Origin of the sequence: Acidiphilium sp. PM (assembly GCF_000219295.1) — a bacterium.
Taxonomy (GTDB): domain Bacteria; phylum Pseudomonadota; class Alphaproteobacteria; order Acetobacterales; family Acetobacteraceae; genus Acidiphilium; species Acidiphilium multivorum.
The window spans coordinates 1-11,193 of record NZ_AFPR01000577.1 but is presented as its reverse complement, the minus strand read 5'-3'; the positions used below and the strand labels follow the sequence as shown (position 1 = coordinate 11,193).

At 59.2% G+C, this 11,193-nt stretch carries 17 protein-coding genes and 1 pseudogene; 15 read left to right on the top strand and 3 right to left on the bottom strand.

Annotated elements, in window-relative coordinates; translation table 11 throughout:
* The coding region (locus APM_RS18740; RefSeq protein ID WP_158005021.1) for a PEP-CTERM sorting domain-containing protein at positions 1-692 on the top strand (692 nt) is incomplete at its 5' end.
* A 305-nt stretch (positions 693-997) separates the two neighbouring features.
* Here APM_RS18740 and APM_RS20995 read toward each other — a convergent pair.
* Positions 998-1,357, bottom strand: a complete 360-nt coding sequence (locus APM_RS20995) for a hypothetical protein (RefSeq protein WP_083818725.1) — start codon at positions 1,355-1,357, stop codon at positions 998-1,000.
* Entirely contained in the window at positions 1,354-2,037 is a 684-nt protein-coding gene (locus APM_RS20990; RefSeq protein ID WP_007424964.1) for a ParA family protein, read from the bottom strand. Before APM_RS20990 ends, APM_RS20995 begins: the two co-directional genes overlap by 4 nt.
* Positions 2,038-2,258: 221 nt before the next feature.
* On the opposite strand from APM_RS20990, the gene APM_RS18725 reads away from it, so the two are divergent.
* The 14 genes and pseudogenes from APM_RS18725 (at position 2,259) to APM_RS18665 (ending at position 10,846) form a co-directional block, all read left to right on the top strand.
* Positions 2,259-3,299 (top strand): IS110 family transposase, encoded by a 1,041-nt coding sequence (locus tag APM_RS18725; RefSeq protein ID WP_007424963.1) that lies wholly within the window; start codon positions 2,259-2,261, stop codon positions 3,297-3,299.
* Positions 3,300-3,872: 573 nt separating this feature from the next.
* The gene (locus APM_RS18720; protein ID WP_039889272.1) at positions 3,873-4,085 is read left to right on the top strand and encodes a hypothetical protein; all 213 of its coding nucleotides are present in this window, start codon (positions 3,873-3,875) and stop codon (positions 4,083-4,085) included.
* 187 nt (positions 4,086-4,272) lie between these two features.
* Positions 4,273-5,676 (top strand): plasmid replication protein RepC, encoded by a 1,404-nt coding sequence (repC, locus tag APM_RS18715; RefSeq protein ID WP_007424962.1) that lies wholly within the window; start codon positions 4,273-4,275, stop codon positions 5,674-5,676.
* Positions 5,677-5,837: 161 nt separating this feature from the next.
* Positions 5,838-6,023, top strand: a complete 186-nt coding sequence (locus APM_RS18710) for a hypothetical protein (RefSeq protein ID WP_007424961.1) — start codon at positions 5,838-5,840, stop codon at positions 6,021-6,023.
* 67 nt (positions 6,024-6,090) lie between these two features.
* Positions 6,091-6,291, top strand: a complete 201-nt coding sequence (locus APM_RS20980) for a hypothetical protein (RefSeq protein WP_083818724.1) — start codon at positions 6,091-6,093, stop codon at positions 6,289-6,291.
* Between the two features lie 392 nt (positions 6,292-6,683).
* A complete protein-coding gene (locus tag APM_RS21875) occupies positions 6,684-7,340 on the top strand; it encodes a hypothetical protein (RefSeq protein WP_138919276.1) in 657 nt (218 codons plus the stop codon).
* A gap of 211 nt (positions 7,341-7,551) precedes the next feature.
* Positions 7,552-7,893 (top strand): BrnT family toxin, encoded by a 342-nt coding sequence (locus APM_RS18700; RefSeq protein WP_007424960.1) that lies wholly within the window; start codon positions 7,552-7,554, stop codon positions 7,891-7,893.
* Positions 7,820-8,083: a BrnA antitoxin family protein gene (locus APM_RS18695; protein WP_039889270.1), complete on the top strand. Its 264-nt coding sequence runs from the start codon at positions 7,820-7,822 to the stop codon at positions 8,081-8,083. The genes APM_RS18700 and APM_RS18695 overlap by 74 nt, the downstream gene beginning before the upstream one ends.
* A gap of 30 nt (positions 8,084-8,113) precedes the next feature.
* Entirely contained in the window at positions 8,114-8,344 is a 231-nt protein-coding gene (locus APM_RS18690) for a hypothetical protein (protein WP_039889269.1), read from the top strand.
* A 154-nt stretch (positions 8,345-8,498) separates the two neighbouring features.
* Positions 8,499-8,765 carry a hypothetical protein gene (locus APM_RS18685; RefSeq protein ID WP_007424958.1) on the top strand — a complete coding sequence of 89 codons (267 nt, stop codon included), beginning with the start codon at positions 8,499-8,501 and terminating at the stop codon, positions 8,763-8,765.
* A gap of 177 nt (positions 8,766-8,942) precedes the next feature.
* Positions 8,943-9,182 (top strand): annotated as a pseudogene (locus APM_RS21870) (helix-turn-helix domain-containing protein); the annotation flags it as partial.
* Between the two features lie 377 nt (positions 9,183-9,559).
* On the top strand, positions 9,560-9,922 hold the full coding sequence (locus APM_RS18675) for a plasmid mobilization protein (RefSeq protein WP_039889268.1): 363 nt from the start codon (positions 9,560-9,562) through the stop codon (positions 9,920-9,922).
* A gap of 295 nt (positions 9,923-10,217) precedes the next feature.
* Positions 10,218-10,463, top strand: a complete 246-nt coding sequence (locus APM_RS18670) for a type II toxin-antitoxin system Phd/YefM family antitoxin (RefSeq protein ID WP_007424956.1) — start codon at positions 10,218-10,220, stop codon at positions 10,461-10,463.
* On the top strand, positions 10,460-10,846 hold the full coding sequence (locus tag APM_RS18665; RefSeq protein ID WP_007424955.1) for a type II toxin-antitoxin system VapC family toxin: 387 nt from the start codon (positions 10,460-10,462) through the stop codon (positions 10,844-10,846). Before APM_RS18670 ends, APM_RS18665 begins: the two co-directional genes overlap by 4 nt.
* 57 nt (positions 10,847-10,903) lie before the next feature.
* On the opposite strand, the gene APM_RS21865 is transcribed toward APM_RS18665, so the two are convergent.
* Complete coding sequence (locus tag APM_RS21865) at positions 10,904-11,062, bottom strand: hypothetical protein (protein ID WP_007424954.1); 159 nt, start codon at positions 11,060-11,062, stop codon at positions 10,904-10,906.
* Positions 11,063-11,193: the final 131 nt, after the last annotated feature.

The window sequence follows — 11,193 nt, the reverse complement described above, 5'->3', positions numbered from 1 at the left end:
GCATCTTTCAGATTTTTGAAGGTGGGAAAATGACAAAGTTTCGAACACTGTTATTGGCCGGTGCCGTTGCGGCACTCGGAGTTGTCGGTACTGCCAATGCCGGACTCCTGGATGGATCGTTTCAAGTAACAGTCTATCACGGGACGAACACCGGCGGAGAAGGCAACGCAATGGAGCAGGCACTGCCAACCAATACGCTGGCTCAGACAAATCCGATCGCGGCTTTCACCTACACCGGTAATTTTAACTTCAACGCCAGCCAAAACACGATCGCCAATTTCTTCTCTTCAGGCGGTGGCACGGTTGGCGGATTCACGATCGGGTCTAAGACGGTGCTCCAGAACACCGACCTAAGTACATCGGGTTTTGGCGACACGACGTTCATGAAAATATCGTTCAACAGTGCCAATACCATTACCGGCGTGACGCATGACGACGGCGTCAGCCTGTATAAGGCTGGCACCACGGCAGTTGATCTGCTGCCGCTCATAGATTCCGCTCCGACATCGAAGACGCTCAGCACACTGGTACCGCCCGCCCCCGCCGGGGCCTATGACCTCTATTATGTAGAGGCGAATGGGCTCCCTGCGGTTCTCAGTACCAATGTTCCCGAGCCTGGTAGCCTGGTGCTGCTCGGAACCGGGCTGCTGGGCCTTGGCCTTCTCGCAGGCCGCCGTCGCAAGACCGTCTGACCAGCACTACGGGGCCCATACGGCGTAACGGCTCCGGAGTTTCCGGAGCCGTTTTCGACTCAGATCACCCGCCAACCAATCCCAGACCAGAAAATCCCGCCAGTCGCCTTGCCCGTGTCGACGCGGTAAGGTCATCGAGAACGAGCACCGTCTCGGCCCAGCTGATGCAACCATCGGTGATGCTCATGCCGGATTTGTCACTGTGTGTCAGGCAGGTGGTGCTCGATGATCCAAACAGCGTTTTCTCCCTCCCCTCCCCCGCTGAGCGGCGTAGGTTTCCGTGATGGGGCTACTCGAATGAATTCTTACTTGGCCAGTTCACGCTTGAGCGCGGCAATGGCCTTTTCAAACGTTTCTGCGGCCTTCCAACCGTTTTCCTGGGCGATGGCATAAAATGCATCGGCCGTCGCCGGGTCTGTCTTCACGCTGAAAACCTTGTTTCGGCCAGTACGGTATACCATAGGTTGACGCCTGGTAGACGATTGATCGTCAGTAGCCCGTGTTGGCGCTACAGGTTCCGGCTCGCGACTCTGAAACCTGCCTTTGCTACTGACCTCGTCAATGGCGGCCGGAGCGGGACGCCTCTGCTTGCCGACCGCCGGCTTGAAGTCACTCACATCCAAGGGCGAGCGTGGGTCGTCGAATATGCTGGATCTCTGGCTCACGCGTTAACCTCCCCTCGATTTTGGCGAAGAAGACCAACGACCTCTCTTGCGAAGGCCTGGGCGTTTTCTATCGCTGCCGGAATATTGCGGACATTTGCTGGGTCAAGAGCTTCCAGTGTTCCCCCGAAAGAAAACAGGGCACGATAGGCTTCCCGTTCATGAAGACGTGTCTTGAGAACGTGAACACCGTTCTCAGAGAACTCGGCTTCTATGGCTGAAAGTGTACGCGGCCTGATCGCGGCGGAGGTGTTTGTAAAAATGACTGCTGCGGGAATGCGCAACCTGAAAGCTTCCTCTTGCTGTTTCACCTCCCGGATCGCGGCAACAGCCTCAACGGCATCAAGTACGGATCCGCGCGTTGGAATGAGTACCAAGTCTGCACGGCTCATTGCATAGGGCACCATCCGGGATGCCGTTCCCTCCAGATCAACCACGACAAAAGCTGCGCGCTCTGCCTCGCTGTCGATCACGCGGATGATGGTTTTTTCGGTCACGTCATCGATTACACGCAAGGATTGCGGCTTGCCCGGCAAGCGGCTCCACCTGGCCACAGGCTTGTTCGGATCAGCATCTATGATCGTGATTTCTGCCCCTGCTGCGGCCAGCTCAGTAGCAAGGATGACGGCGGATGTGCTCTTTCCGGCGCCACCTTTTGGTGATGCAAAGACAATGGTTGGCATAAACGACCCCAGGAAATCTACTTAAAGTAGACCGTAAGTCTACGGTATACTTCCAGTAGACGGTAGACTTACGGTCTATGACCGTCAATGGTAGACCGAAAGGCAACATATAGTCTACCTATAGTAGACTTTTTGGCGCTGCAGTTGTGATTATGGGATGGCCCGCCCCTCTCGTGGCGATCGGGTAGTATCGCCGCTGGTTTGGAGAGAGGAGCAGACCGATGGATATCATGATACTTGGCATCGATCTTGGGAAGAACTCTTGCAGCGTGGTGGGCATGGACGCCGCCGGCCGGGTTGTTTTGAGGCGGAGACTTCTGCGGGGAACGTTGGAAAGTTTCGTTGGCGAGCTTGGGTCGTGCATTGTGGCAATGGAAGCATGTTGCGGCGCTCATCACCTCGGGCGGATTTTCGCCGCGCGGGGCCACGAGGTGCGGCTGATGTCGCCGGAATATGTCCGTCCGTACGTGAAGGCGCAGAAAAACGATGATCTCGACGCGGAGGCGATCGCAGAGGCCGCGACGCGGCCAACGATGCGTTTCGTGCCGGTGAAGAGCCAGGACCAATCTGATCTCCAGGCTTTGCACCGAGCCCGGGAGCGCCTCGTCTCGGAACGGACGGCGCTGATCAATCACTTGCGGGCGTTGCTGCTGGAGCGAGGGATCGTCGTTCCACAAGGCCGGAGGAAACTGGAAGCCGCGCTTGAGACATTGGCCGAAGATGGCGGTTTCGCCGCGTTGAGCCCGCGCATCCGGACGTTGATCGAAGATCTTCGGGCGGAATGGCGTTCACTCGACCAGAGGATCGCCGGCTTCGACGCCGAGTTCGTTCAGTTGGCTCGTGACGACGTGGCTGTGCGACGTTTGACCAAAATCCCGGGAATTGGAACGATAAACGCTACGGCGCTGGCGGCGGCGGTCGGCGAGGCGCAGGCATTCAAACGTGGGCGGGACATGGCGGCGTGGCTGGGGCTCGTTCCACGGCAAATGACAACGGGTGGAAAGCCGCGCCTGCTCGGCATCAGCAAACGCGGCAATCGTTATTTGCGCAAGAACTTGATCCATGGCGCACGAGCGGCGCTGCCTTATCTTGTCGAACGCGATACGCCGTTGGGCCGCTGGGCGCGGGGATTGCTTGATCGAGCGCATAAGAACGTGGTCGTAGTCGCGCTGGCCGCGAAGCTGGCTCGGATCGCATGGGCCGTTTTGGCGCACGATTGCGATTACGACGCCCAATTCGAAGCGGCTGCTGCTGCCGCATGACGGAATCGCCCGAACAGCGCTCGCAGCTGGGCGCGAAAGGGCAGTCGATGTCTGCGTGAGGTGAAAGGAAGATGGCCTGACAGTCGAACGGCGGCTTGAAAACCTGAGCCAGTGAACGGCCTCCGAGGCCGGTGTGATTATGAGGATCAGGCCGCGCGGATCTCCATCTTGGCCGGGTTCGAAGCCCGAGACCGGATACGTTGAAGCAGACTGATTAGAGCCAGATGAAATTCACCCCTTGCGGACGGGGCGGGCCATACGTTCTCATGCTGTGCTCCTTGTGTTTCTCGAAGGACCTTGAACTTTGCCGTCGTTTGGAATCCAGACGCTATAACTGCGATGTGATCCAAGCGCGCGTTCAGCTACACCTGATCTATGCGCCACTTGGCTCTCGCTCGTCCGAATCGCCGGGGAGGGGGGCGGGAAGTCTCTGGCCGACATTTCTGCACCCGAAAGAGTCGGCCGGCGGCAAAGATATCAGCGCCTAAGACCGGAAACTTCTCACGAATCGCTGGACAAGACCGCTCATCAGAGCGAGAGTCCGAGTCTCTAGAGACTGATTCGGATTCGCCGATGGATCAAGCTGACACCAAGACCGACGATCGCAACGCCCGCCACCGCCAGCGCATTCGCGATTCCGGTGCCCGCGAGGTGCTGTTCCAGTTGCCCGACGAGACACTCGCGCTCATCGACGACATCAAGAAACGCCAGCGCCTGCCAAGCCGCAGTCTGGCGCTCCTGCAACTCATTGAACGCGGAAAGGAGGCTATCCAGAAATCTGCTTAGACATGCAAAAGCCCGCCTTGCCGGGCGGGCTTTGCGAAAACTCGTGACGGGCCTCATCGGCGACCGTTCGTAGATAACACCTATCTCTGAACATAGTCGTTGAGAGCTTTTTTGCCAAGCGGAAATTGCCGTTTCTGCTGAGGGGAGAGCTTTGCCTGTCGCGATCCAGCCACAACGGAGGATCACGATGGAGACGGAAAGTCCCGGTTTCGGGCAAAATACCAAGATAAATCAGAGGCCTGGCGGGCTTCGCCGGCTGAGTCTGGCGATGATTGCGACGGACCGGACTGCTGAAGGTTTCACCGGACTGTCAGACGGGGCAGGGGGGCCGGGCGCGGTTCTGGCGGCCTTCAAGGCGGCGGCGCCCTATCTCGGCCTGCCGCCGCGGGTGGTGCATGCGGTGGACTGGCTGTTCCGCTTTACCCAGCGGCAGGACTGGGAGCCGGGGGCGCGTCCGGTGGTCTGGCCGTCCGCTACGGTGCAGCAGGCGGATCTTGATCTGGGGGTATCCCAGACCAAGGCGCTGAACCGGCTTCTGGTCGAGCTGGGCCTGGTGGTGATGCGGGACAGTCCGAATGGCAAGCGTTACGGGCGGCGTGACCGTAGTGGGCGGATCATCGAGGCGTATGGCTTCGACCTGTCACCGCTTGGGGTGCGGCTCGAGGAATTCCGGGCTGTGGCGGAGAAGGGGCGGGCGGAGCGTGAGGCGGTTCGCCAGCTGCGCCGGCGGATAACGGTTGCCCGCAAGGCGATCGAGCAGATCGTGGAGACGGCGATCGAGGTGGGGCTGGAGCCTGGGGGTTTCGTGCGGGAGGCGGAGGAGGCGCGCCGGCTGTGTCGGCGTCTGGGCAAGGAGGAGAGATCCGATGTCCTTGCCTTTGGCGTAACCCGGCTAGAGGATCGCCATGGCGAGCTGCGCCAGCGGCTGGAGAGCCTGATCATCCAGAGGCGGGGAGGTGCGCAGAAAGATGTGGAAACCGACCCCAAGGGGCCGGAAAACCGGCCCCACCAATACAAATACAAACCAAATCTAAATCCTGAACAGGATACAGTATCTGGCATTGAAAAAAGTAGTCCGACCCCGGTGAGGTCGGTGGCCGCGGTCGGCAAGCCGGGACTGCGGGACGGATCGTCGGGACCACAGACGGGCAGGGGGGAGCAAAAACCCGCCCGGCAGGACGATGGAACGGTGCTGCGGATCACGCCGGACGAGCTGGTGCGGCTGGCGCCGCGGTTGCGGCCCTATCTCGGGCGGTCATCGCCGGCCTGGCCGGATATTGTGGAGGCGGCGGACTGGCTGCGGCATGATCTCGGAGTGTCGAAACCGCTCTGGGGCGAGGCGTGCCTTGCCATGGGGCGGGAGCAGGCGGCGATCGCGCTGGCCATCGTCTCGGCGCGGCCGGCGGGGCATTTCCGGAGCACGCCCGGGGGGTATTTCCACGGCATGGTGGCAAGGGCCCGGGCCGGCGAGCTCAACCTTGGCAAGTCCATCTGGGGCTTGCGCGCCCAGGGCAGAAGTTCAGGGCCGGAAAAAGCCGCACCGCGACACTGTGGACCGGAGGGGCTTTCCATTCCGCAGATTTCGACCTGATTGTTGCAGCAGAGGAGCGGTTTCACGAGATCCTGCTGCAGCGCGGGTTTTGTCCCGAGGATCGGGCAGGAAAGCTTAAGGTCGGGTATTATCACCCTGACTACCCGCAGTTCGGCTGGCAATTGGTCACAGGCCCCGTGTTTGACGGGCGCGCGGATCGGATGCGTGTTGCGCAGTTTCAGATTGATGCAGGGAGTGCTGTTGTCCTGCCGGCGATCGAAGACCTTATTGCTGACCGTCTGGGGCAGTATGCGGGGGGCAAGCCGCCGGATGTATCACGCCTGAACCAGGCACGGGTTCTTTTCGAGATGGCGGACAGGATCGATTCCGCCTATCCGCCTATTTGAAGAAGCGGCTAGATGAGGAAGGCGGGGATATCTCGCTCCTGGACGGCCTGGATTCGGAATCGGAGCCATGAAGACCATCAAGCTCGAGACACACCTGAAAAGGACTGCCGCGAAAGCGCGTGAACTCGACGCTGCCGGCCGGAACGTGCCGACCGAGGCTCTGCGGAACGCTGGAAAGACGCGGACCACTGCGAAAAGGGTCCTGTTGGAGCGGGCTGAAAAACGGGCACGTGCCGCAGGAAAAAAGCCTGTCCTCAGCCACTATTAATTCGCAAATCTGTCGGAGGCGACGAATGCCGACAATCTGTCGGCGCCAGATTGGCACTGACAGGACGTGTTGAGACAGACCTGCAGGGCATGATGGGATTTAATCCCATTTAGGAGCGGAGCATAACCAATGCGCTCAACGCAGCAGCAGAGCATTACCCTGCCGAAGGAAATGGCACAGCAGATCCATGCCAAGGTCGAAGCCGGCGAGTATGCGTTTATCAACAGGATAGAGCACGACATCCGATCCGAAAGGATCGGAACGTGCTCTAGGGCTGTGGCCGCCCCATTTCGTCTTCCGGTTGGGCACCTAATCAGCCTATTCTGGAGTTAATCAGGGGTGGATAGGCCGCCTATCTGGGAAATGTCTTAAATAAATTTTCGGAGGCCAGGATGAGCGACTCCAAAACCATCAAGGATGGGAAGGCTTCGTATACGGCTACCGTCGCCGCTGAGACCGATCTTTCCTCACCGGTAACAGTGACAGGGAAAAACTGTACTGTACAATTTGATGGAAATGATTTTGAAACCAAGCATTTGCGGCGAATAAGGCGGCAAAGCGTCAGTGATTTGAAAGATTCAATAACGGGTCCCGGGAAATTAACACAATATATTAATGAGGCAAGTGAAAAAAGTGTGGATAGATGGAAAGGCAAGGAGAGTAGTACAAATTCTCGTATCTATCTAGATCTAGAGGAATATTGTAAATTTGGATGTCAAATTATAAAAGTTGTCAATGATTCAAGTATTGCGTGGACCCCTTGGGGGCCGAACAATATCATGCAGAAGCATGCTACCGTAACATTAGGAAAATGTCTGGCATATTCTCATAACGGTATTGGTTTTGCCAAAGAGTCATCAAGTGGTCGGGTTGAGGGTGGGGTCGGTATTGCGCTGAATGTCACGATTCAGCAGGTGAATGGAAATCCAAATCTCGTCTCCGTTTGCCATTATGCGGGCGGTGATGTGAAAGGCAAATTCAAGAGTGAGTATGGAGATAAAAAGGATCTAGAGAAACGTAGAGGTATTGCCAATTCCATCGTCAACTGAAAGCCGTACGGCTTGATATCACCTTGCGCAGTCTGAGTGCCTGCCTGAAGCGCTTGTTATCCGCCGGATAACCGGGAACGAAGTCGGCCGAAGCACCTGGACGTGATGAGGAATCGTCTACCAGACGCAGACATTCCCTGACTTTTCTGTGCAGCGGAAAGGGCAAAATGTCTGCCCTTGTTTTGTGTAGACAAAAAGCTATACTTTTGCTATGAAAATTACCGGGTTCGACTGGGACGACGGCAACTGGCCGAAATGCGGCAAGCATGGCGTGTCCCGTGAGGAAATCGAGCAGGTGCTGCTGGGCGAGCCGGCGGTGATGGCGGATCCTTCCCCTGTCGAGCCGCGGATGCGGGCCATCGGGAAAACCCGGGCTGGACGCTATCTCTTTCTGGTGTTCATGCTGCGGGAGATCGGTGGTGAGACCAGGTTGCGGCCCATCAGCGCCCGCTACATGCATCAGAAGGAAGTGGACTATTATGAAAGCCAAAGCCAGGACCATGCCGTCGCTGCCGAGCGACGCGGCCGCCGAGGAATTCACCGCGAGGGCTAACCTGACCCAATACGATCTCTCCGGCTTCAAGCCGATGCGGTTCGAGATTGCGCCGAAGGAGGCCGCGCTGAACATGCGCCTGCCGGGGGCGCTCCTCGAGGCGGTGAAAGCCAGGGCGAAGGCCAAGGGTATTCCATATGCGCGCTATGTGCGGATGTTGCTGGAGGCAGACGTCGCACAGTCCCGGTAGCCCGCTCCATGGCTGGAACGGTGACGTTCAATGAGTGCCGAGAAGGAAAATGTCGTGATGCAGGATGATTATGCGGCGTTCAGTGACGGTATCATGCGGGCCGAAAGGATTCTGGCGGAACGGGAGCGTCGGCTGGACGCCAGGTCGGCGAGGTTCTTTGCGAAAAGGGCCATGCTCAGGCCCATGATCGGCCTGATGGCCATTGGTGCGGGTCTGTTCACGGCCGGTGCTGTGTTTGCGGTTTTCATCGGGCAAGGTTGACAGGCTTGCGTATGAACTCGACATTTCATTGAAGGACACCGTCAGCGATGCAAAACCCGACCTGGTCACATGCCTGTCTGGCGTCGCCCGTTTTCGGACTGTGGGCATTGCTGATGTCTCGTCGAGTTCACTTCACGGGCAGCCCCTGTAATCCATGATGGCAAGCAATCCAGACGAGAACGCGGAGCGCCTCTATCTGCGCGAGCAAATTGCGCGGTTCGACCAGATGCATGAACGAATTTGGCGGATGCGGGAGGAGAGCTGGCCGCGCATTGATGCGTTGCTCGCCCAGGCGGCCCGGGACAGGGAGGCCATACACAGGAACGACACTAACTGGCCGGCGATCATCGCTGCTGGCGGCGCCGTCTTGAGTGGCATTAGTGCGATCCTGGCGGTGCTGGTCGCTGCACACCTGATCTGAGCTTACGTAACCGCCGGCATATTTCAGTGCATCCCCGCGTGCGCGGGGAACGGCCGAGCAGCTTTGCGGGCGAGTCCTGTGTGTTTCGACGTGGAAAATTGACCCCCTGAGATTGGTCTGGAGGTCTGTCCGCTTTGGCTTTGGCTTTGGCTTTGGCTTTGGAGCGGGCGGTGGGGGATGCTGGTTGTGGAGACGATTGGTCGGATCATGCGGGAGCATTTTCAGAAGGGGCGATCGATCAAGCAGATTGCGCGGGATCTGAAGATCTCGCGCAACACGGTGCGCCGGGTGCTGCGTTCTGGCGAGACGGCGTTTTCGTATGAGCGGGAGATCCAGCCGCGCCCGCGGCTCGGGGCGTGGAAGTTGGAGATCGACCGGCTGCTTGCGGTGAACGTGGCGCGTCCGGCGCGCAAGCGGCCGGGTGGGTCTGAGGATTACCAGTTTCCGAAAACTACACGGTGATTGCCTTTACCGTTGGTGCCGACCGCGTGGCGATCCTCGGAATATTTCATGGCGGGCAGGATTATGAGGCCGCGCTCGAGGCCAGAGACATGGACTGAAGGCGCGCGGGGGCCGGTCATTCCGCACCCTGCCTTCTCCAGACCCGCCCTCTTCGCCGCATGCCAATCCGGTTTGCTCAGCTTTGAACTGCCGGCGGGCAGTACTCTGTCCATCGGCAAGAATGACACTTGTAGCCACAAGTGCAGTGGGGTAGGGCCTGCTCGCCTGCGGCTCGACGCGCGTATGAGGGCTGGCGGCGATCCGGCCAGAAGCGGAGAAGAAGAAACACGACGATGGACACAGTCTACCCCCGACAGATCCGCTGTGCGCGCGAGACCCGGACAGAGATAGTCCGGGTGCGCTGCACGCCTTCCGAGCGCAAGGCGATCGAGGAGTTAGCCAACGTTGCCGGGCAGTCTCTGAGCGACTTTGTACGGGCGGGTGCGCTGTCAGTGGACATCCGGGGGCGGGTGGAGCAGCGGGCGATCTACGCGTTGGCCGATGCGGTGGGACACATGAACGTGCTGGGCGCGCAACTGAAACAGTGGCTGGCGGCGCGGGATGGGGATGACGCCTCGGCGGCCTCTTCCGAGCGGGTACTGGCGGAGATCGAGGCGGCTGTCCGAGATGTTCACGAGAAGGTGGCGGCGCTGTGATCGTGCGGCGGATCTAGGCGCAGAAGACCAGCGTGCTCATGAACCGGCTGCAGGGCGAGCTCGACAAGAAGCGCGTCCATGAGGTCGTGGCGTTGATTGACGAGGTTGCCGGCAGGATCGAACGGCTCTGACCGGTAGAACCGGCTTGAACGGAATGTCGCGGGCACGGAACCTGCCCGCGACAGGGAAAACCACCTGAGGAATATGGAGCGGAGAAAATAGCAGAGGCAAAGTCTTGTGTCCGGGCCTGGATGATATAAACTAAGTCCTGTAAACTAAACTAGTGTGTGCCGTAATGCGGACCTATAACATTCACGAGGCAAAGACCCATCTGTCCCGGCTGATCGAGCAGGCTCTGAAGGGAGAGGGGTTCCTGATCGCCAAGGCGGGCAAGCCGCTGGTGAAAGTCACTGCTCTGGGCAAACCGGAAGCATCCAGCACCCGGCGGCTCGGGTTCATGGCCGGGCGGATGAGGGTGCCGGACGATTTCAACAGGATCGGAGCTGACGAGGTCCGGAAGCTGTTCGAGGACGATGCGTGAAGCTGCTGCTGGATACGCATCTGCTGCTTTGGGCGGCAGAGAATGCGCCGCGGATGCCGGAAGCCGCCCGGGAACTGATCGCCGATCCGGGGAACGAACTGTATTTCAGTGCGGCCAGCCTGTGGGAGATCGCGATCAAGCAAGGGCTGGGCCGGCCGGATTTCGAAGTTGACGCACGGGTATTGCGGCGCGGACTGATCGACAATGGTTATCTGGAACTTCCGATCCTGAGCGAACATGCGGTGGCGATCGAGGGTCTGCCCGCTATCCACAAGGATCCGTTCGACCGGCTTCTTATTGTCCAGGCGATGGTCGAGGGAATCACGCTTTTGACCAATGATGCGGTCGTTGCGCGGTATCCCGGCCCGGTCCGGTTTGTTTAGGTTTCCTCCGCCCGGTGCCTGCCGCAAACGCGCCTGCTGCCGCGCTGCCGGCCTGGTTCATGCGTGCGCATTCATGCGAATGCCAGCAAAGAAGCAGTCGATCCGCAGGCTTTCGTTCGGTGCATGGTTTGCTTCGTCGAAATTCGCATAGAGCACCACGAAGGCATCGACGCCGAGAAGCTTGGTGAACACGCAGCCGGGCAGGCTGCCACCCATGCAGGGAAGCTCGAGCGGCTCAATCTGGTGATGGCTTACGCTGAATCGCTCACATCTCGGGGGGGACGGGCCGGGGATACCCCTAGCCCGGTAGCGGCTTACGCTGAATCGCTCACATCTCGGGGGGAGGG